The 20,019-nt window shown below is 74.5% G+C and carries 22 protein-coding genes; 8 read left to right on the forward strand and 14 right to left on the reverse strand.

What is annotated here, in order from left to right:
• The first annotated feature begins 110 nt into the window (after positions 1–110).
• Positions 111–1,841: a DUF885 domain-containing protein gene (locus AC0666_RS26305; RefSeq protein WP_478708401.1), complete on the forward strand. Its 1,731-nt coding sequence runs from the start codon at positions 111–113 to the stop codon at positions 1,839–1,841.
• Positions 1,842–1,979: 138 nt separating this feature from the next.
• Here AC0666_RS26305 and AC0666_RS26310 read toward each other — a convergent pair whose 3' ends face one another.
• A complete protein-coding gene (locus tag AC0666_RS26310; RefSeq protein ID WP_468972023.1) occupies positions 1,980–2,537 on the reverse strand; it encodes a rhodanese-like domain-containing protein in 558 nt (185 codons plus the stop codon).
• A 94-nt stretch (positions 2,538–2,631) separates the two neighbouring features.
• Between AC0666_RS26310 and AC0666_RS26315 the strand changes: the two genes are divergently transcribed.
• On the forward strand, positions 2,632–3,078 hold the full coding sequence (locus tag AC0666_RS26315) for an Lrp/AsnC family transcriptional regulator (protein WP_478708402.1): 447 nt from the start codon (positions 2,632–2,634) through the stop codon (positions 3,076–3,078).
• Here AC0666_RS26315 and AC0666_RS26320 read toward each other — a convergent pair.
• The 3 genes from AC0666_RS26320 to AC0666_RS26330 form a co-directional block, all read right to left on the reverse strand.
• Positions 3,068–6,079, reverse strand: coding sequence for an AAA family ATPase (locus tag AC0666_RS26320; RefSeq protein ID WP_468972025.1), 3,012 nt, complete (start codon positions 6,077–6,079; stop codon positions 3,068–3,070). The two genes, AC0666_RS26315 and AC0666_RS26320, sit on opposite strands and share 11 nt — an antisense overlap.
• Positions 6,076–7,242 carry an exonuclease SbcCD subunit D gene (locus AC0666_RS26325; protein ID WP_468972027.1) on the reverse strand — a complete coding sequence of 389 codons (1,167 nt, stop codon included), beginning with the start codon at positions 7,240–7,242 and terminating at the stop codon, positions 6,076–6,078. The genes AC0666_RS26320 and AC0666_RS26325 overlap by 4 nt, the downstream gene beginning before the upstream one ends.
• Before the next feature lie 81 nt (positions 7,243–7,323).
• On the reverse strand, positions 7,324–7,971 hold the full coding sequence (locus tag AC0666_RS26330) for a YigZ family protein (protein WP_361720693.1): 648 nt from the start codon (positions 7,969–7,971) through the stop codon (positions 7,324–7,326).
• A 111-nt stretch (positions 7,972–8,082) separates the two neighbouring features.
• On the opposite strand from AC0666_RS26330, the gene AC0666_RS26335 reads away from it, so the two are divergent.
• Complete coding sequence (locus tag AC0666_RS26335; RefSeq protein WP_361720690.1) at positions 8,083–8,487, forward strand: CoA-binding protein; 405 nt, start codon at positions 8,083–8,085, stop codon at positions 8,485–8,487.
• Between the two features lie 5 nt (positions 8,488–8,492).
• On the opposite strand, the gene AC0666_RS26340 is transcribed toward AC0666_RS26335, so the two are convergent.
• Positions 8,493–9,071, reverse strand: coding sequence for a helix-turn-helix domain-containing protein (locus tag AC0666_RS26340; RefSeq protein ID WP_478708403.1), 579 nt, complete (start codon positions 9,069–9,071; stop codon positions 8,493–8,495).
• A 116-nt stretch (positions 9,072–9,187) separates the two neighbouring features.
• Between AC0666_RS26340 and AC0666_RS26345 the strand changes: the two genes are divergently transcribed.
• Positions 9,188–10,054 (forward strand): EamA family transporter, encoded by an 867-nt coding sequence (locus AC0666_RS26345; protein ID WP_468972032.1) that lies wholly within the window; start codon positions 9,188–9,190, stop codon positions 10,052–10,054.
• An 11-nt stretch (positions 10,055–10,065) separates the two neighbouring features.
• Here the strand turns inward: AC0666_RS26345 and AC0666_RS26350 are convergent, their stop codons facing one another.
• Positions 10,066–10,839, reverse strand: coding sequence for an acyltransferase (locus AC0666_RS26350; RefSeq protein ID WP_468586294.1), 774 nt, complete (start codon positions 10,837–10,839; stop codon positions 10,066–10,068).
• A 156-nt stretch (positions 10,840–10,995) separates the two neighbouring features.
• Between AC0666_RS26350 and AC0666_RS26355 the strand changes: the two genes are divergently transcribed.
• On the forward strand, positions 10,996–11,544 hold the full coding sequence (locus AC0666_RS26355) for a gamma carbonic anhydrase family protein (protein WP_468586296.1): 549 nt from the start codon (positions 10,996–10,998) through the stop codon (positions 11,542–11,544).
• A gap of 70 nt (positions 11,545–11,614) precedes the next feature.
• Here AC0666_RS26355 and AC0666_RS26360 read toward each other — a convergent pair whose 3' ends face one another.
• The 5 genes from AC0666_RS26360 to AC0666_RS26380 all read right to left on the reverse strand — a co-directional run bounded on the left by AC0666_RS26360 (position 11,615) and on the right by AC0666_RS26380 (position 14,743).
• Positions 11,615–12,259: a DedA family protein gene (locus AC0666_RS26360; RefSeq protein ID WP_361720675.1), complete on the reverse strand. Its 645-nt coding sequence runs from the start codon at positions 12,257–12,259 to the stop codon at positions 11,615–11,617.
• A gap of 57 nt (positions 12,260–12,316) precedes the next feature.
• Positions 12,317–12,439 carry a hypothetical protein gene (locus tag AC0666_RS26365; protein WP_468972106.1) on the reverse strand — a complete coding sequence of 41 codons (123 nt, stop codon included), beginning with the start codon at positions 12,437–12,439 and terminating at the stop codon, positions 12,317–12,319.
• Between the two features lie 284 nt (positions 12,440–12,723).
• Complete coding sequence (locus AC0666_RS26370; RefSeq protein WP_468972034.1) at positions 12,724–13,548, reverse strand: glycoside hydrolase family 3 protein; 825 nt, start codon at positions 13,546–13,548, stop codon at positions 12,724–12,726.
• Positions 13,549–13,666: 118 nt separating this feature from the next.
• The gene (locus AC0666_RS26375; protein ID WP_468972036.1) at positions 13,667–13,978 is read right to left on the reverse strand and encodes a glycoside hydrolase family 3 N-terminal domain-containing protein; all 312 of its coding nucleotides are present in this window, start codon (positions 13,976–13,978) and stop codon (positions 13,667–13,669) included.
• A gap of 552 nt (positions 13,979–14,530) precedes the next feature.
• Entirely contained in the window at positions 14,531–14,743 is a 213-nt protein-coding gene (locus AC0666_RS26380) for a DUF2191 domain-containing protein (RefSeq protein ID WP_468586301.1), read from the reverse strand.
• Here AC0666_RS26380 and AC0666_RS26385 point away from each other — a divergent pair.
• Positions 14,742–14,891, forward strand: a complete 150-nt coding sequence (locus AC0666_RS26385; protein WP_478708404.1) for a hypothetical protein — start codon at positions 14,742–14,744, stop codon at positions 14,889–14,891. The two genes, AC0666_RS26380 and AC0666_RS26385, sit on opposite strands and share 2 nt — an antisense overlap.
• A gap of 104 nt (positions 14,892–14,995) precedes the next feature.
• Here AC0666_RS26385 and AC0666_RS26390 read toward each other — a convergent pair whose 3' ends face one another.
• Positions 14,996–15,448: a DUF4442 domain-containing protein gene (locus AC0666_RS26390; protein ID WP_078904414.1), complete on the reverse strand. Its 453-nt coding sequence runs from the start codon at positions 15,446–15,448 to the stop codon at positions 14,996–14,998.
• Between the two features lie 97 nt (positions 15,449–15,545).
• On the opposite strand from AC0666_RS26390, the gene AC0666_RS26395 reads away from it, so the two are divergent.
• Positions 15,546–16,583 (forward strand): DUF8017 domain-containing protein, encoded by a 1,038-nt coding sequence (locus tag AC0666_RS26395; protein ID WP_468972039.1) that lies wholly within the window; start codon positions 15,546–15,548, stop codon positions 16,581–16,583.
• Positions 16,584–16,662: 79 nt separating this feature from the next.
• Positions 16,663–18,003: an MFS transporter gene (locus AC0666_RS26400; protein ID WP_478708405.1), complete on the forward strand. Its 1,341-nt coding sequence runs from the start codon at positions 16,663–16,665 to the stop codon at positions 18,001–18,003.
• Between the two features lie 85 nt (positions 18,004–18,088).
• Here AC0666_RS26400 and AC0666_RS26405 read toward each other — a convergent pair whose 3' ends face one another.
• Positions 18,089–18,880: a spermidine synthase gene (locus tag AC0666_RS26405; RefSeq protein WP_478708417.1), complete on the reverse strand. Its 792-nt coding sequence runs from the start codon at positions 18,878–18,880 to the stop codon at positions 18,089–18,091.
• A gap of 171 nt (positions 18,881–19,051) precedes the next feature.
• A complete protein-coding gene (locus AC0666_RS26410; protein WP_478708406.1) occupies positions 19,052–19,897 on the reverse strand; it encodes a patatin-like phospholipase family protein in 846 nt (281 codons plus the stop codon).
• Positions 19,898–20,019: the final 122 nt, after the last annotated feature.

Consider the following 20,019-nt stretch of genomic DNA (forward strand, 5'->3'; position numbering starts at 1 on the left):
CACCGGTTGCCGGTGCCGCAACAGGTCCGGGGTGTGCGGCCCCCTGGGCGTCAGCAGGCTGACCCGGAACGGTGATGACGCGGGGCGGTCCCCCGTACGAAGATGGCCGCATGTCAGAGACCCTTCGCAGCGACAGTGCGTCCCGGCTGCCCCGTCAGGTCGCCGACGCATACGTCGACGACCTCATCGCCATCGACCCGATCACGGGCACCTACCTCGGTGTCGCCGCGTGCTCCAGCCGGCTCCCGGACTTCTCCCCGGCCGGCCGCGCGGCCGTAGCCGACCTGGCCCGCTCCACCCTCGCCCGCCTCGCCGCCGCGGAGCAGCTGCCCGGAGCGGACAGTGACGCCGAGCGCCGCTGCGCCCGCCTGCTGCGCGAGCGTCTGACCGCCGAACTCGCGGTGCACGAGGCGGACGAGGACCTGCGCGTGGTCAGCAACATCCACTCCCCCGCACACTCCGTCCGCGACGTGTTCGCCATCACCCCGGCCGAGACGGACGAGGACTGGGCGGCCGTCGCCGAGCGGATGCGGGCGGTTCCGGCCGCCCTGGCCGGCTACCGCGAGAGCCTCCGGCTCGGCCTGGACCGCGGTCTGTACGGCGGCCCGCGCGCCACCGCCACGTTCATCGACCAGCTCGGCACCTGGGCCGGCGAGGACACGGGGGAGACCGGGGGCACGGAGACCACGGCCGCGGGGGGCTTCTTCGGCGTGTTCGCGGCCCGCGGCCCCCAGGCGCTGCGCGCCCAGCTGGACGAGGCGGCCGCCGGGGCGACCGCGGCCCTCGTCGAGCTCCGCGACTGGATGCGCTCGGTGTACGCCCCGGCCGTCGCCGGGGCCCCGGACCCGGTGGGACGCGAGCGCTACGCCCGCTGGTCTCGGTACTTCAACGGCACGGACCTGGATCTGGACGAGGCCTACGCGTACGGCTGGTCGGAGTACCACCGGCTGCTGTCCGAGATGAAGGCCGAGGCGGCCAAGGTCCTGCCGGGAGCCGGCCCCTGGGAGGCGCTGAAGCACCTGGACGAGCACGGGACCCACATCGAGGGCGTCGACGAGGTGCGGGCCTGGCTCCAGGGCCTCATGGACGAGGCCATCGAGAACCTCGACGGCACCCACTTCGAGCTCGCCGAGCGGGTGAAGCGGGTGGAATCGATGATCGCCCCGCCCGGCGGCGCGGCGGCCCCGTACTACACCAACCCCTCGGAGGACTTCTCCCGCCCGGGGCGTACCTGGCTGCCGACGATGGGTCAGACCCGGTTCCCGGTGTACGACCTGGTCAGCACCTGGTACCACGAGGGCGTGCCGGGCCACCACCTGCAGCTCGCGCAATGGGCCCACGTCGCCGACCAGCTCTCCCGCTACCAGGCGAGCATCGGCCTGGTGAGCGCCAACGTCGAGGGATGGGCGCTGTACGCGGAGCGCCTGATGGACGAGCTCGGCTACCTCAAGGACGCGGAGCAGCGCCTGGGTTACCTCGACTGCCAGATGATGCGCGCCGCGCGGGTCATCGTGGACCTCGGCATGCACCTGGAGCTGGAGATCCCCGCGGACTCCCCGTTCCACCCCGGCGAGCGCTGGACGGTAGAGCTGGCGCAGGAGTTCTTCGCGCTGCACAGCGGCAGGCCCGCGGACTTCATCGAGAGCGAGGTGACCCGGTACCTGTCGATGCCGGGCCAGGCCATCGGCTACAAGCTGGGCGAGCGGGCCTGGCTGCTGGGCCGGGACAACGCCCGCGCCGCGCACGGCGGGTCCTTCGACCTGAAGGCGTGGCACATGGCGGCCCTGTCGCAGGGTTCGCTGGGCCTGGACGACCTGGTGGACGAGCTGTCGAAGCTCTGACCGCGTCCCCTGGGGGACGGGCCGCCCGCCTCCCCGCGGGAGCGGGCGGCCCGACGGCCGTCGCGGGGCGGCCCGCCGCCTGACGCGCGGCCGCCCGACGGTGTCGCGGCGGCCGGGGGCCCGGTCGCGCGCGGCGCTTCAGCAGCCGCAGTCCTCGGAGTCGGTCGGCGCCGTCAGCGGGTCGGCCTCCGTGCGCTGCTGCCTGCCCTGCCAGGTCTCGACCTCGAAGCCCTCGCGGATCCAGTACTCGATCCCGCCGAGCATCTCCTTGACCTGGAAGCCGAGCTGGGCGAGGGCGAGGGCGGAGCGGGCACCGCCGTTGCAGCCGGGTCCCCAGCAGTACGTGACCACGGGGATGTTCTTGTCGAGGAGCTGCTCGGCCTGCTCGGGGATGAGCGCGGTGGGCAGGTGGACGGCACCGGGGACGTGGGCCTGGTCCCAGGCCGGGGTGGAGCGGGAGTCGACGAGCTGGAACCCGAGCTCGGCACCCTGCTCGCGGTGGGCCTTGAAGGCCGCGGCGACATCGGACACGTCCGCGTGGAAGGCGAGGCTCGCGGCGAAGTACGCGGCGGCCGCGGCCGGGGTGGCCGGGGCCACCCGGAGCACGGGGTTCTCGGCCGGGGCGGACGCGGCGGCTCCGGTGGTCGCGGAGGCCGGGGCCGTGGCGGGGGCGGCGGTGTGCTGTGTCGTCGTCATGGCTCAGAATCTACGAGCGAATGATCACCGGCGGAAGTGGCTTTCCCCGGCCTTCGCCTTGTTCAGCCGGGGATTCCACTGCTACATCTGGTTCATGACCGACTATTCCCCTGACGCCACCGACTGGCGCATCCTGACGGCCCTCCAGGAGGACGGCCGCGCCAGCTTCGCGGAGCTCGCCCGCGCCGTGTCCATGTCCGCGAGCGCGGTCACCGAGCGCGTCCGGCGGCTGGAGGAGACCGGCGTGATCACCGGTTACACGGCCGTGGTGGACCCGGAGAAGCTCGGCAAGTCCATCCTGGCGCTGGTGCGGCTGCGCTATCCGCACGGCAACTACAAGCCGTTCCACGACCTGTTGGAGGCCACCCCCGACATCCTGGAGGCGCATCACGTCACCGGGGACGACTGCTTCGTCCTCAAGGTCACCGCCCGCTCGATGGGTCACCTGGAGGAGGTCGCCGGCCGGATCGCCGGGCTCGGCGCGGTCACCACCAGCATCGTCTACTCCTCGCCGCTGCCGCGCCGCCCGCTCAGTCCCTGAGGCCCGCGGTGCGGTGGCGCACCACCGAACCGCCACGGTGCTTGACGATCTCCAACTGGGCCTGGACGCGGGTGCGCAGGTCGGCGACATGGCTCACGATGCCCACACTGCGGTCCCGTTCGCGCAGCGAGTCCAGGACGTCGAGCACCTCGTCCAGTGTCTGGTCGTCGAGGCTGCCGAAGCCCTCGTCGATGAAGAGGGTGTCGAGCCGCATGCCGCCCGCCTCGTCGGTGACCACGTCGGCGAGCCCGAGCGCGAGGGCGAGCGAGGCGAAGAAGGTCTCGCCGCCCGACAGGGTGGCGGTGTCCCGCTCGCTGCCGGTCCACGCGTCCACCACGTGCAGCCCGAGACCGGACCGTCCGCGTCCGCCGGCCCTGGCGTCGGAGTGCACGAGCGTGTAGCGCCCGCCGGACATCCGCTGGAGCCGCAGCGTCGCCGCCGCCGCGACCTGCTCCAGGCGGGCGGCCAGCACATACGCCTCCAGCCGCATCTTGCGCTCGTTGTCCGCCGAGGTGCCCGCCGTCAGCCCGGCGAGGCGGGCCACCCGCTCGTACGCCTCGCGCAGCGGGCCCAGGGCGCGCAGCTCCTGCTCCGCCTGCCGGGAGAGCCGGTCCAGCTCGGCGCAGCGCACCCGGGCGGCGTCGACGGCCGAGCCGGCCGTCCGCAGCCGGGCGGCGGCCTGCTCGGCATACCGCTCGGCGGTCTCCGGGTCGGCCGGGGGCAGCGCGGCGGCCGCGGCGGTGTCACGTTCGCCGCGCCGGTCGGCCAGCATGGCCTCCTCGGCCTGCCAGGCGTCCAGCCGGTGCTGCAGGGCGGTGCGTTCGTAGTCCGGGAGGACCGCGTCGGCCGCGGCCTCGACGGTGTCGAAGCCCGCCTTGAAGGCGGCGTCGGCGAGCTGGTCGTCGGCCTCCTTCAGCCGGGCGGCGCCGGCCTCGGCCCGGCGCAGGGCGGTGGCGGCGGCGGTCACCATGCGGACCCGGTCCTCCAGGATGCGGGCGCGGGCTGCGACGGTGGGCGCGTCGCCCCGTACCCGGGCGAGCTCCGCCTCCAGCGCGGCCTGTTCCCGGTCGAGGGCCTCGCGCCGGGAGGCCCTGGCGGCGGACCGGCGTTCGGCGTCGAGGCGCTCGGCGCTGCGGGCGGCGTACTCGCGCTCGGCGCGGTCCACCTGCTCGCGGGCGCCGTGCAGTCCGGCGGCCAGGGCGTGGGCGGCGGCGTGCCGGGCACTCAGGTCCGAGGTCAGGGCGAGGAGTTCCGCCGTGGTGGCGTCTCCGGCGGCGGCCGCGGCCTCGGCCCGGGCCTCCCGCAGCGCGGCGAGGCTGCGCTCGACGGCGGCCCGGCGCTCCTCGGTCTGCTCGTAGCGGGCGTGGGCGGCGTCCTCGGCGGCCCGGTCCACATGCCCGGGCGCCGGCCGGGCCGGGGCGGGGTGCTCGGGCGAACCGCACACCGTGCAGGGCTCGCCCGGCGCCAGGGCCTCGGCGAGTTCGGCGGCGATCCCGCGCAGCCGGGCCTCCTTGAGCTCCAGCCAGCGCTCCCGGGCGGCCCCGGACTCCTCCCGTACACGCAGCAGTTCGCCCTCGGTGCGCTGCGCGTCGGCGTCCAGCGCATCCCGCCGCCGGGCGGAGTGCAGGCGCAGCCGGGCGGGTTCCAGCCGGCCCGCGAGCTGCTCGGCCTGGGTTGCGGCCTGTTGGGCGGCGTCCACCCGCCGGGTCAGGGCGGCCCGGGTGGCCTCCCAGCGGTCGAGCCAGTCGGCGGATTCCCGCAGCTGCTCCTCGGCGTCGCGGGCCTCCCGTTCCAGGGTGGCCCGCTCGCGGCCGATCTCCGCGCTGCGCTGCTCGTCGCGCCGGGCCGCGCCCAGCGCCCCGAGGTCCTCGCGCAGCCGCTGCTCGACGGCGGCCAGGTGCTCGGCGCCCGCCTCGGCGAGCGGCGGCGGGAGCTGCGCGCGGGCCTCGGCCTCCGCATGGGCGGCGGCCAGGTGGGCGGCGGAGGCGGCTCCGCGCAGTTCGAGGGCGGGGGCCACCAGGGCGCCCCGGCGGGCCCGGTCGAGCAGCTCGCGCACCCGCTCCCGCTCGGGAGCCGCCTCGGCGAGCAGGTCGGCCCGGCGGACGGTCTCGGCGTGCCGGCGCTGGAGCCGGTCGAGCTCGCGGGCCTCCTCGGCGGCCCGGCGCGCGGCGGCATGGCGGCCCTCGACGGCGGCCAACGCGTACTCGGCGACGGTCAGGCGCTCTCGTGCCGAGCACCGGGCGACGGCGGCCCAGGCGCGGACGGCCCCGGCGAGTCCGGGGTCCCCGGGCTGGTGGGCGGGCAGGGGCCAGGCCCGCAGGTCGGCGCAGTCGCCCGCCGCCTGGGCGAGCCGCTGGGCGGCGGCGAGCACCTTCTCGTCACCGACGCGCACCTTGGCCTCGGCGGCCCGGCGACGCTCGGCGAGCAGCGCCTCGACGGCGGCGAAGCGGCGGGTGTCGAAGAGCCGGCCCAGCAGTCGGCCGCGGGCCGTCTCGTCGGCCCGCAGGAACTTGGCGAACTCGCCCTGCGGCAGGAGGACGACCTGGCAGAACTGCTCGCGGCTCATGCCGAGCAGCTGCTCGACCTCCTCGCCGATCTCCTGGTGGGAGCGGCTGAGCGCGAGCCACTGTTCCCCGTCGTACTCGCGCAGCCGGCTCTGGGCCTTGTCGCGGGTGGTGCCGGTGCCGCGCTTCTTCGGCCGGTCCTGTTCGGGGCGGCGGGTGATCTCCAGGCGCCGTCCGCCCGCGGTGAGTTCGAGGGTGACCTCGGTCGGGGTGGCGGGGGCGGCGTGGTCGCTGCGCAGGCTGGTGCCGGGGCTCTGGCGGGCGCCGGGCACGGACCCGTACAGGGCGTAGCACACGGCGTCCAGGACGGAGGTCTTCCCCGCGCCGGTGGGCCCGTGGAGCAGGAAGATCCCGGCTCCGGAGAGCGCGTCGAAGTCGATCTCCTGGGGTTCGGCGAAGGGTCCGAAGGCGGTGATCCGGAGCCGGTGCAACCTCATCGGTGGATCTCCTGCCGGCTGTCGTTCGCGCGGACGTCCTCGAAGGCGTCCTGGAGGACGGCCCGTTCGGCCTCGTCGGCGACGCCCCCGCCGCGGACGTGGGCGACGAAGTCCTCGGCGATCTCCTGGTCGCTGCGGCCCTTGAGGCGCTGGGCGTACGAGGCCCCGCCGGATTCCTCGCGGCCCTCGGGGTCGAAGGCGAGGCTCAGGGTGTGCGGGAAGCGCGCGGCGAGCCTGGCCATGGGGTCCTCGGGGCGGACCGGGTCGGTGAGGGTGGCCTCGATCCAGGAGTCCTCGTGCGCGGCGTACGCGGGCTCCTCCAGCAGCGCGTCGAGCCGGCCCCGGAGCCGGGCGAGGCGGCGCGGCACGGGGGTGTCGATCCGCTCGGCGCTGATCTCCCCGCCGGGGCCGAGGTCGATCAGCCACACGGACTTGCGGTGGTCGGCCTCGGAGAAGGAGTAGGCGAGCGGGGAACCCGAGTACCGGACGCGTTCGTTGATCGTCTGGCAGCCGTGGAGGTGTCCGAGGGCGGCGTAGTCCACCCCGTCGAAGACCGAGGCGGGGACGGCCTCGACCCCGCCGACCGCGATGTCGCGTTCGCTGTCGCTGGCCTGCCCGCCGGTGACGAAGGCGTGGGCGAGGACGACGGAGCGGGTGCCGGGGGCGCGGGCGGCGAGGTCGGCCCGGACCCGGTCCATGGCCGCGCCGAGCACCGCCTCGTGGCTCGGCTTCCCCGCCCCGAGCGAGTCCTTGACCAGGGCCGGCTCCAGGTACGGCAGCCCGTAGAGCGCCACGTCACCGTGTACGTCGGCCAGCACCACCGGGTCGGAGCAGCCCGCGGGGTCGGTGCGCAGGTGGATCCCGGCCCGGCCGATCAGCCCGGCTCCGACCCCGAGCCGGCGGGCGGAGTCGTGGTTGCCGGAGATCATCACGGTCGGGACACCAAGGTCGGCGAGCCGGTGCAGGGCCCGGTCGTACAGTTCGACGGCGGGCAGTGGGGGCACGGCCCGGTCGTAGACGTCCCCGGCGACGAGGACGGCGTCGACCCGGTGCTCGCGGACGGTCTCGACGAGGTGGTCGATGAAGGCGGCTTGGGCCCGGAGCAGGTTCACGCGGTGGAAGGACCGGCCGAGGTGCCAGTCGGAGGTGTGCAGGAGCCTCACTCGCCGGCCGCCCCGCCGGCCGTCTGCGCGCACATGCCCGTCCGCCCCCTGCCCGTCTCCTGCTCGTGGAACCCCTCTACGCTAACCCGTCACGGAAGGCGGCTGGGCCGCATACGTCTCACCGCCGAGCGTGAGGGTGGCCGTACCGGCGGTGCTGTCGGCGAGCCAGGCCTCGAAGGCGGGCAGGTCCGCTTCGGGGAGGGCGACCTCGATCTCGACGGCGGCCCCGTAGCGCACGTCGACCACCGTGCGGCCGGTGGAGCGCAGGTCGTTCTGTGTCTTGCCGGCCCGCTGGTGGTCGACGGTGACGGTGGCCAGCCGGTAGCGGTGGCGGGTGACGGTGCCGAGCGCGTCGAGGGCCTCGCCGACGACGCCGCCGTAGGCCCTGATCAGACCGCCGGCGCCCAGCTTCACGCCGCCGTAGTACCGGGTGACCACGGCCACCGCGTACCGGATGTCGCGCCGCATCAGCATCTGCAGCATGGGCACGCCGGCGGTGCCGCCGGGTTCGCCGTCGTCGCTGGCCTTCTGGACGGAGGCGTCGGCGCCGATCACGTACGCGAAGCAGTTGTGCGTGGCGGTGGGGTGCTCCTTGCGGATGCGCGCGACGAACTCCTGCGCCTCCTGCTCGGTGGCGGCGGGCGCGAGCGAGCACAGGAACCGCGAGCGGTTGATCTCGGACTCGTGCACGCCCTCGCGGGCCACCGTCACGTACTGGTCTGACTTCACCGCCCCAGCCTAATCAGGGTCCGAGGGGAATCCGCCATGCGTTCTTCCCGTTGACGTCGGAGGCGGGGCGGATGCCGTCCCGCGACCGGAAGGCAACAGGAGGCGTCACTCGTGCACGGCGACCCGGCAACCATTCGCAAGATCCTCACCGAGCTCGGCGACACCTGGGCCGTGGTGGGCCTGTCCAACAACCGGGACCGGGCGGCGTACGCGGTGGCCCGAGTGCTCCAGCAGTTCGGCAAGCGGGTCGTTCCCGTCCATCCGAAGGCGGAGACGGTCCACGGCGAGCAGGGCTACGCCTCGCTGGCGGAGATCCCTTTCAAGGTGGACGTGGTGGACGTCTTCGTGAACAGCGCCCTGGCGGGTGCGGTCGCCGACGAGGCCGTGGCGGCGGGCGCGGAGGCCGTCTGGTTCCAGCTGAACGTGATCGACGAGGCCGCCTTCGCCCGCACCCGTGCCGCGGGCCTGGACATGGTCATGGACCGCTGCCCGGCGATCGAGATCCCGGCGCTGTAGCGGCCCTACGGCGCGCCGACGGGCGGGATGGAGACGGCCAGGGTCATCTCCATGAGGGCGGGGCCCTCGTTGCGGTAGGCGTGCGGGCGGTCCGCCTCGAAGGACACCGCCCCGCCCGCGGGCACCGCGTACCGCTCGCCGGCGACGACGAGGGTCAGCTCCCCGGCCGTGACGTGCAGCATCTCGAAGGTTCCGGCCGGGTGCGGGTCGGAGACCGTGCTCTCCCCGGGCTCCAGGCGGTAGGCCCACATCTCCACCGGCCCGCGCCGGTCGTCGCCGAGCAGCATGCTGGCACCGCTGCCCGCCTCGGTGGACCACATCCGCACGCCCTGCCCCGGCAGCACCACGTGGACCTGCGGGGTGCGGTTGTGGTCGAGCAGGGTGGTGATGCTCACGCCGAGGGCGTCGGCCAGCTTGACGGTCGTGCCGACGCTGGGGTTCGTACGGGCCTGCTCTATCTGGATGATCATGCCGCGGCTCACCCCGGCACGGGCGGACAGTGCGTCCAGGGTGAAGCCCCGCTCACCGCGCCAGTGCTTGAGGTTGCGGGCGAGCGCCTGGGTGAGCTCTTCGAGGTCCGACACCGTCCGGCAGCCTTCCGTCCACTTTGTTGGATGCAGCGGTCCAATGGAATGAACTATCGTGCGCTGTGTTCCACACTGCACTCCACCGTTCACTGCACTGTACTGCGAGGCCCCGCATGACCGCCCTCTTCGCCCTGGCCACCGCCGTACTGTGGGGGCTCGCCGACTTCGGCGGCGGTCTTCTGACGCGCCGGATACCGGCGTTGACCGTGGTCGTGGCCTCCCAGGTCCTCGCGGTCCTCGCGCTCGGCGCCGTCGTGCTCGGGACCGGGGCCTGGCGGGAAGCCGGGCCCCAGCTGTGGTTCGCGGTGGCGGCGGGCCTGGTCGGCCCGGTCGCCATGCTCAGCTTCTACAAGGCGCTGGCCCTCGGCCCGATGGGCGTCGTCTCCCCGCTGGGCTCGCTCGGGGTGGTGGTGCCCGTCGCGGCCGGACTCGCGCTGGGCGAGCGGCCCGGGCCCGGCCAGTTCGCGGGCATCGCGGTGGCCGTCGTGGGCATCGTCCTGGCGGGAGGTCCGGAGCTGCGCGGGGCGCCCGTACAGCGCCAGGCCGTGGTGCTCACCCTGGTCGCGGCCTTCGGGTTCGGCGCGGTGATGGCCCTCATCGCACAGGCCTCCACCACCGTCACCGGGCTCTTCCTCGCCCTGTTCGTCCAGCGCGTCACGAACGTGGCCGCGGGCGGCACCGCCCTGTGGGTCCAGGCCCGGCGCGGCACCCCGGCCCTGCCCGAAGGCGCCGGCCTCCGCGTGCTGTGGGGGCTGCTGCCCGCGCTCGCCTTCACCGGCCTCGCGGACGTCGCGGCGAACGGCACGTACTCCGTCGCGGCCCAGCACGGTCCCGTCACCGTGGCCGCCGTACTCTCCTCGCTCTACCCGGTGATCACCGCCTTCGCAGCCTTCGCCGTGCTCAAGGAACGCCTGCGCGCGGTCCAGGCGGCCGGGGCGGGCCTGGCCCTGGCGGGCACGGTCCTGCTGGCCGCCGGCTAGGACCGGTCGGCTCAAGCCGGCTCCGTCGCCGCCTCGCGCTGTCCGGCTTCGCCTTCCGCCAGCTCGGCCAGGGCGCGCAGCTGCTGCGGGGTCACCCCGTCGGGGATCGGCACGGGAGCCGGAGTGCGCAGCGGCGGCTGCCAGCCCGTGTCCGGCTGCCACCGGCGTACGATCCGCGCCGGCGCGCCCGCCACCACCGCATGGTCGGGCACCTCGCCCCGTACGACGGCCCCCGCGGCCACCACCACGTTGCGGCCGAGCCGCGCTCCCGGCAGGATCACCGCGCCCGTGCCGAGCCAGCAGCCGGGTCCGATCTCGACGGGTGCGCTGCGCGGCCACTGCTTGCCGACCGGCTCGTGCGGATCGTCGTAGCTGTGGTTCGTGGAGGTGATGTAGACCCCGGGCCCGCAGAAGGTGTCGTCGCCGATGGTGATCGGGGCGTCGGCTATGACGTGGGTGTCGCGGCCGAGGACCACGCCGTTGCCGAGTACGAGCATCGGCTCGGTCCCGAGGTCGAGGTCCGGCATCATGCCGGCGGTCAGCGTGACCTGTTCGGCGATGATGCAGTGCTCGCCGAGCCGGATCCACGGCTCGCCGAAGACCGTGCCCTGGGGGAAGGCGAGCCGGGTGCCGTCCCCGATCGCACCGAAGCGCAGCCGGCCCGGGGTCTGCGCGGTCACGGCTCCGGCCCGCTGCATCCAGCGCCAGGCGGCGTGGGCGGCGCGGCTGCCGAGCCTGCGGCGCAGGCCCGTCAGGGATGAGAACGTGTTCTGGTTCTTCGGCACCGGGCAACCGTAGCGCGCCGGGGGCCCGGACCGCGCCGTGATCTTCACCCCATCACGGGCCGATGCGGTGTCCGTGCCCTACCGTGCCGGTAGCGCGACAGGGCGGACCAGGACCGAGCACGGAGCACCGAGCACCGAGCACCGAGGAAGAGAAGCATGACGCATCAGGCCGAGCAGGGCAGCCGGGCACTCGTCGCGGGGGTGGGCGGCAGGACCCCGAAGATCGACCCCACCGCCTTCACCGCGCCGACCTCCGTCGTGGTCGGCGACGTGACCCTGGCCGCGGGCACGAGCATCTGGTACTCGGCGGTGCTGCGCGCCGACTGCGGCCCGATCGTGCTCGGAGCGGACAGCAACGTGCAGGACAACTGCACGCTCCACGTGGACCCCGGGTTCCCGGTTTCCATCGGCGAGCGCGTCTCCATCGGCCACAACGCGGTGGTGCACGGTTGCACCGTGGAGGACGACTGCCTGATCGGCATGGGCGCGACGGTCCTCAACGGCGCGGTGATCGGCGCCGGCTCCCTGGTGGCCGCGCAGGCACTGGTTCCCCAGGGGATGGTGGTCCCGCCGGGGTCGCTGGTCGCGGGCGTCCCGGCCAAGGTGCGGCGCGAGCTGACGGACGAGGAGCGCGAGGGCATCAGGGTGAACGCCCTGATGTACGCGGACCTGGCCGAGCAGCACCGCGCGGCGCTGGCCGGCTGAACGCCGGGCCCGCCCGCTGCTGCCCCGGCCGGCCGGCCGCGGCAGCAGCGGGCGGGGCCGCCGTGCGGGGTCATTCCGCGCCGGCCGGCTCCTTGGCGGCGGTGGCGACCGCGGCCGCCTTCTTCATGCGTGTGCGCAGCACCAGCGTCACGGTGAGGCCGATCAGGAGCGCCACCACCAGCGCCACCCACGAGAAGCCCTTCAGCCACGGCTCGGCGACGATCCCGATGGAGTAGATGACGGCGGTGGTGCCGCCCGCCCACAGGATGCCGCCCAGGATGTTGGCGGTCAGGAACCGCCAGTACGGCATGTGCAGCACCCCCGCCAGCGGCCCCGCGAAGATCCGCAGGAGCGCCACGAAACGCCCGAAGAAGACGGCCCACATCCCCCACTTCTCGAAGGAGCGTTCCGCCTGGGCCACGTGGTCCGGCCCGAAGTGCTTGGGGAAGCGCCGCCCCAGCCGTTCCAGCAGCGGCTTGCCGCCCCTGCGCCCGATCGCATAGCCGATCGAGTCGCCCACGATCGCCCCCGCGGACGCGCAGATCCCCAGCACCACGGGGTCGATCTCCCCGTTCTGCGAGGCCAGCAGCGCCGAGCTGACCAGGATGATCTCTCCCGGCAGCGGGATGCCGAGGCTCTCCAGCCCGATGACCAGACCCACCAGGAGATAGATGCTGACCGCCGGAATCGTCTCCAGCCATTCCTGGATGTGCACCGGTACGTCCTCCCGATTCGTCCCGGCGCGTCCCCTGTGACACGCCGAACGGGCAGCCTATCTGCTCGTCACCACAGCCTTTGCCCTCAGTGGGAGGTCACGGGAGGAACGGCCCACGAACACCTCGCGACGGCCGGATCCCACCACCCATCCGCGCTGCTGCGGATCCCAGGACGACAGCGCACGGGCGTCGACGTCGAGGGTGACCCGCTACTCCTCGCCCGGGCCAGGGTGAGCCGCCGGTAGCCGGCCAGGGCGCGGACCGGCTGGTCCAGCTTCAGCTCCGGTGAGGGGCCGACGTACACCTGCGCCACCTCGGTGCCCTTGCGGCGGCCCGTGTTGCGGACGGTGAACTCCACCCGGAGCCCGCTGCGTTCCGGCCGGACCGCCAGCCGCTCGTACTCCCACGTCGTGTACGAGAGCCCGTGCCCGAAGGGGAACAGCGGGGTCACCCGCTCCGCGTCCTACCAGCGGTGGCCGACGTGGAGGCCCTCGGCGTACTCCTGGCGGCCGCCCACCCCCGGGTAGCGCAGAGGGTCCCCGGCGACCGAGGTGGCCCGCTCGTCGGCGGGGAAGGTCTGGGTGAGCCGGCCTCCCGGGTCCACGTCCCCGAAGAGGATGTCGGCCGTGGCCGCCGCCCCCTCCTCGCCGGGGTAGTACATCTGGAGGACGGCTGCGGTACTGGAGAGCCACGGCATGGTCGTACTGGAGGAGGTGTTCAGCACGGCCGTGGTGCGCGGGTTCGCCACGGTGACCGCCTCGATCAGCCGCTCCTGCCCGCCCGGCAGGCCGAGCGCGGTCCGGTCGCCGCCTTCGGTTGCGTCCTCGTAGGCGAACAGCACCACGCTGTGGGCCTCCTCGGCGGTCTTCACGGCCTCGGCGAGATCGGCGGCCCGCGTCGCCTTCGAGGTGTGCAACAGCCGGAAGCGCTGCCCCTTGTCCCCGCCCTCCGCCGTGACGGCGAGCCGGTGGACGCCCGCCGCGAGTGCCAGGCTGCGGCGGCGGACGGCGAACCCGTCGGGTGCGGAGCCGAGCAGCCCGCCCGCGAAGGACTCGGCCACTCCGTGCCGGACCGGGAACAGCTCCTCCCCGTCGAGGCGGACGCTCGGCCGCTTGCCGGTGTAGTGGACGAGCAGGGTCCACTCGTCGGCCGCGGCCAGGGTGAACGCGCCCTCGTACCGCCAGCTCCGCCCGGCCTCGACCGCCCGGTCGGCCAGACTCACCGCCGGGACCGGCAGCCCCGCGGGCAGCGGACGGCCGTACAGGTCCTCGCCGAGGGCGTGGCGCACGCCGGCACCGCCGTTCCCCGCGCGCCGGCGGATGCCGGCGAGCGGGGCCGCGGCCCCGTCGGGACCACGTGGGCGCTGCCGCCCCCGCTGACGAAGGGGACGTGACCGGTGCGCCCGATCACGGCGATCGAGACACCTTGTTGTACGCGGCCATCACGCAGCCCGCCCCGGCGGAGACGGCCGCCTCGAAGCCGCGCAGTTCCGTCTCGTGGAGGGCCTGCTCGGCCACCACCACGTCGGCGGTGTCCCGGCCCCGCTCCTGGTTGTTCAGCGCGAAGTGCTTGACGGTGGCGATGAGCCCCTCGTCCTGGATGCCGCGGACTACTTCGGCGACGAGGTCCGCCGTCAGGCGCGGGTCCGCCGAGAAGGTCTCGAAGTTCCGGCCCGCGTACGGGGTACGGATGAGGTTGGCCATGGGCGCGAGCAGCACGTCCTGGCCCAGGGCGCGGCCCTCGCGGCCGAGGACCCTGCCGTACTCACGGGCCAGCCCGGGTCGAATGCGAAGGCCGGCAGGACCGGCGCGGGCAGGGCGGTGGCGGGCCGGGCGACCCGTACCCCGGCGGGCCCGTCGGCGAGCCGCAGCGCCGGGATGCCCAGCCGCGGTACGCCGGGCAGATAGCCGGCCTGCCGGAGCGGGGCCGGGTCCTGACCGCCGTGCAGCAGGCCGGTCTTCGTCCTCCAGGGTGAGCTCGGCCAACAGGGCGTCGATCCGGGGAGCGCCGCCCTGGAGGGTGGCGGCGGCAGCGGGGGTCCGTTGTGGGCGGGCGCGTCGGGGGGCGCCCGGTCCGCGCAGCCATCGGCTCCAAGGCCTGCACCCACTGCTCCGAGCAGCCGCATCACGGAACGTCTGGACACGGCCGGCTCATCGGCGCTCCGTGACGGCGGTCGACGGGAGCGGCCCGCGCCGGACCGCTCCCCGCGCCCACTGTGCTCCGCCGCCGCGCCCGGTGCCGCTCAGACGCGCCACACTCGGCGGTGAGGTTCAGCCCTGCGGCGGCTGCTGCACCGGGTCGGGCTCGCGCCGCCGCGGCTCGTCCTGCACCTGTACGCGGGCCTCGGTGCGGTGGCCGCGGGCGATGTAGTCGCGTACGACGGCTTCCACCGCGTCCTGGGGCGAACCGACCCCGGCGAGGACCATCACCTCCACGACGAGCTCGGCGTCGAGGCTGATGTCGACCTTGGCTCTGCCGGCCATGAGCGGTCCTCCCTCTGTCCTGCGACTGTCCTGCGACTGCCACTGCGACTGCGACTGCGACTGCGACTGCGACTGCGACTGCGACTGCGACTGCGACTGCGACTGCGACTGCGACTGCGACTGCGACTGCGACTGCGAGGGACTCTAGCCGCCGGACGGGCCGCAGCGGGCCCGGTTCCACGGCGGCGGACAGACGTGTGGGGGCCGCGCCCGGCGGGCGCGGCCCCCACAACTGCCGTCGGTGCGGCTCGGCTACGCGTTCGGGCGCAGGGTCCAGACCACGGTCATCTCGCCCGTCACGGCCTCGTCCTCCCGCTGGATCGCGATGGTGACGGGGAACTCGGGGCGGCCGCCCGCGTCGAGTTCGGCGACGACCTCGGCGGCCGGGCGGCCGAGGGTGGCGGTGGCCGTGACGACGCCCTTGGCGAGCTTCTTGTAGCCGATCTCGGCCTTCACCGCCAGCGGCACGGCGCGCGAGAGCTGGTCGCCGAAGGCGGCAAGGACGATGGCGCCGCTCGCGGACTCGGCGAGGGTGAACATGGCGCCGGCATGCGGGCCGCCCACGTGGTTGTGGAAGTCCGGCTGGTCCGGCAGCCGGACGACCGCGCGCTCGGGGGTGGTCTCAAGGAACTGGAGGTTCAGGGTCCGGGCCATCGGCACGGTCGCGGCGAGCAGTTCGCCCACGTTCATCTGATCTGCGCTCATGAGGGGCGATGTTACCCGCGAGTAGATACCCTTGGCCAGACCCGGCGCCGGGGGCGGCCGTGACCGTCCGGGTCCGCTCCCACTATCGTTACCGGCCATGTGGCCAGGACAGCAGCAGCCGCCCGGGGGACAGCCGAACCCTCAGGACGCGCAACAGAACCCGTACCAGCAGCAGCCGGGACAGCCGGGGCAGCCGAACCCGTACCAGCAGCAGCCGGGCTACGGGTATCCGCAGGCGGGCTACCAGACCCCTCCGCCGGTGCAGCCGTGGGGGCAGCAGCCCCCCACCGCGCCCCTGCAGGCCGCGGCGCCGCAGGGCGGTGGCGGGAGCCCGTACGCCACCAAGACCGTGGCCATCGTCGCGGCGGCCGCCGTCGTCGTCGTGGCGGCCGCGACCGGCGCGTTCGTCCTGACCCGGGACGACAAGAAGGACGACCGGGCCGAGGACAAACCCGCCGCCGCCTCCTCGGTGCCGGCCTCCTCCTCCGCCGCGCCCGCGTCCCCGGGCACCAACCCGCGTGCGGGCGGCGACGCCAAGCCGCTGATCCCGGGCTGGAAGGTCGTCGTCAACCCGAACCACGGCACGGCCTTCGACGTCCCGCCGGAGTGGAACGTCGCGAGCGCCGGCGTCATGACGGGCTTCGAGGACGAGAAGAAGCACGACGGCTCGACCGTCGTCATGATGTCCGCACCGGCCTACCTCAAGGAGGACTGGTGCAAGGTCGACTCCAACAAGGACGGCCGCGAGGAGACGACCTCGCTGGCCGGGACCGGCACCAAGGGCGCCCAGGGCGCCAAGGACACCGCGGAGGCGGCGACCAACGCGGCCGACTCCTGGGCGTTCGCGGCGTACGCGCAGAAGGCACCCAACCCGCGGGAGGCGGTCAAGTCCACGCCGCCCAAGGACTTCACCACCTCGTCCGGCCTGAAGGGCAGCATGGCGACGGCGACCGTGTCCGGTCTGCCGAAGGCGAGCAAGTGCGACTCGGACGGGAAGGCCGTCGCGTTCAGCTTCAAGAACGCCAAGGGTGACTTCGCGACCTGGGTCCTCTACGGCGCCGCCGGCGTCCAGGGCGAGGTCACGCAGGAGACCTACGAGAAGATCATGAGCACGGTACGCCTCAGCACCGGCTGACCGGCCCCGCGCCCGCCGTCCACGCCCCGGTCCGGATATCCGTTTGGATTCTCGGGCCGGGGCGTGAATAGTCCCGGGGGTGAGCCCCTCCCCCACCGCCCCGCCGCGTACGTCCGCACGCCGTGGCCGGCCCGCCTGGGCCGGCCGCAACTACACCCTGCTGACGAGCGCCGCGGTCGTCACGAACCTCGGCAGTCACGGAGCGCTCATCGCGGCGGCTTTCGCCGTCCTGGATTCCGGCGGCTCCGGTGGGGACGTCGGCCTGGTGGCGACGGCCCGTACCCTGCCGCTCGTCGCCTTCCTGCTGATCGGCGGTGCCCTCGCCGACCGGCTGCCGCGCCACCGCGTGATGGTCGCGGCGAACGCCCTCAACTGCCTCTCCCAGGCTGCTTTCGCGGTGCTCGTCCTCGCGGGAGACCCGCAGCTGTGGCAGATGATGCTGCTCACCGCGCTCTGCGGCACCGGTACGGCCTTCTTCAACCCGGCGGCCGAGGGCATGCTGCTCTCCAGCGTCTCCGGGGAGCACTCCAACCGCGCCTTCGCCCTGTTCCGGATGGCGATGAACGGCGCGGGCATCGGCGGGGCCGCCCTCGGCGGAGCCATGATCGCCGCGATCGGCCCCGGCTGGGTCCTGGCGGTGGACGCGGCGGCGTTCGCCCTGGCGGGCGTGCTGCGCGCCTTCCTCGACGTCGGCCACGCCGGCGACCGGGCTCCCGGCGGCGGCCTGCTGGCCGACCTGCGGGAGGGCTGGGTCGAGTTCCGGACCCGTCCCTGGCTGTGGAGCATCGTGCTCCAGTTCTCGGTGGTCGTCGCCGTCGTCGGCGCCGCCGAATCCGTCTACGGTCCGCTCGTGGCCCGCGACCAACTGGGCGGGCCCGCCCCTTGGGGCCTGGCGCTGGCCTTCTTCGGCATCGGCACGATCGCCGGAGCCGTCCTGATGATGATGTGGAAACCACGCCGCCTGCTGCTGGTCGGCACCCTGTGCGTGTTCCCGCTGGCGCTGCCGTCGGCCGGCCTGGCGGTGCCGCTGCCGGTGTGGGGCCTGTGCGCGGTGATGCTCGTGAGCGGCGCGGCCATCGAGGTGTTCGGCGTGAACTGGATGACGACCATGCACCAGGAGATCCCGGAGGAGAAGTTCTCCCGGGTCTCCGCGTACGACTGGTTCGGCTCGGTGTCGATGCTGCCGCTGGCCACCGCCGTGGCGGGTCCGGTGGAGTCGGCCTTCGGGCGCACCTCCGCCCTGTGGGGCTGCGCGACGCTGGTCGTCCTGGTCACGGCGGCGGTCCTGGCCGTGCCGGACGTCCGCCGCCTCACCCGCAGGACACCGCCCCCGAAGGCCGTCTCCCTCCCCGCCGCGGCCGCTCCCCCCGCCCCTGCCCCCGCAGGTCCGGCCGTGGCCTCGGGTCCCGCCGACGGGTGAGGCCCAGGCGCCGCCGGCACCGGCTGCGGGGACGGCGGCGGGCGCGAAGGCGGGGGCGGGGGCGGGGACGGGGCCCGACTCGGGCTCACCCCAGGCTGAACGCGCCCTCCGGAGGCTCCGGCGAAGCCACGGCCTGCGCGTCGGAGACGGGCACCGCACCCCGCATGAACCGGGCCAGTGCGGGCCCGTCCTCCACCCTGGCGGGGAACGCGTCCGCCGCGCACCGCCGCGCCAGGGCCGCCGCCGGCAAGGGCTCGTCCGAGGCCAGCAGCACCGCGTTCCCGAACCGCCGCCCGCGCAGCACCCCCGGCTCCGCGATCAGTGCCAGCTCCGCGAACACCGTGCCGAAGTTGGCGAGCTGCGCCCGCAGGAAGTCGAAGGGGGCGCCGTCCGCCAGGTTGGCGGCGTACACCCCGCCCGGCCGCAGCACGCGCGCCGCCTCCCGTGCGTACTCCACCGACGTCAGTGGGGCCGGTACCCGCGAGCCGCCGAACACGTCGGCCACCACCAGGTCCGCGCTCGCCGGCTCCGCGCCCGCCAGCCAGGCCCGCGCATCGGCGGTGTGCACGGTGACGTCGGCTCCGGCGGGCAGCGGAAGGTGCTCCGCGACCAGCTCCACCAGTCCGGCGTCGAACTCCACCACGGTCTGCCGGGACCCCGGACGGGTCGCCGCCGCGTAGCGCGGCAGCGTCAGGGCGCCCCCGCCGAGGTGCAGCAGGTCCAGCGGGGTGCCCGGTTCCGCCGCGCAGTCCAAGACGTGCGCGAGCCGGCGTGCGTACTCGAACTCCAGGTGCTCCGGATCATCGAGGTCCACGTACGACTGCGGGGCCCCGTCCACGGTGAGCAGCCAGGCCCGCTCCCGGTCCACGTCCGGCATCAGCTTGGCGGTGCCCTGGCCCACGTCGCGGACCACGGGGATCTGTTCGTCGCTCACCGGACCATTGTCCGGCAGGTGGGACGGCCGGACAGCCGCCGCCAGGGCGCAACGGAGGTCGTCAGGGCGACCACCACCGTCGGGGCGACCGCCGCGTCAGGAGGACCGCCGCCGTCAGGAGGACCAGACGGCGGCCGCCTCGGCCACGTGCTCCGCCGCCTGCAAGAGCCCCGCGCGCGCCGCCGGATCCCGCCGCGCCGGGTCCAGCACATTGCGGCCGAACACCTTGCGGGCCTGCGGGGACGGGGTGATGAGCAGCACCCGCGCCCCCGCCTCGCGCAGCCGGGCCGCCTGCGCGGCCGGCGAGGGGATGAGCCCGGAGCCGAGCGACATGGGGGCGAGGATGACCACCCGGGCGTAGCCGGAGGCGAGGTCGGCGTTGGTGGCGGAGCGGATCCCGCCGTCGATGAACCGCCGCTGCCCGACGGTCACGGGCGGCCACACCCCCGGCACCGCGCAGCTCGCCGACACCGCATCGACCAGCCCGGCCCCGCTCTCCCGGTCGAAGGCGGCCAGTTCACCGCTCAGGGCGTCGACGGCGGTGACGACGAGCTTCCGCTCCGGCCAGGTGTGCGAGACGAGTCGGGCCGCCAGCACCTCGCGCCGCTCGGCCTCCGCGGCGGTGTCGGCGGCCAGCGCGAGCGCGCCGACCCGCCTGCGGTAGCTCTCCGCGTCCCGCGAGCGGATCATCGCCGCGGCGTACCGGGCGACGAGCCCCGCTCCGAGCCGGGCAGCGGTTTCCCCGGCCGGATCGCCGAGCTGACGCTCGTACAGCTCGCGCGGGGTGAGCAGTCCGGAGGTGAGCTGGGCGCCGACGACCGAGCCCGCCGAGGTGCCGACGACGAGGTCGGCGGTGCCGAGGTCCACGCCCGCCTGCGCGAGGCCGTAGAGGATCCCGGTCTCCCATCCGATGCCGGTCAGGCCCCCGCCGCCGAGCACCAGTGCCGTGTCGCCGCCCATGCCGGCCCCCTCTTCTCGCCCGTGGTGTCGGCAGTGTAGCGCACCCGGGCTTCCCCCACAAACGGGGGGGGGGGGCCGCCCCCCCGCGGGGGGGCACGACAGAACACTCGGAAACCATAAAC

It is taken from the genome of Streptomyces sp. NPDC043680 (assembly GCF_056436685.1).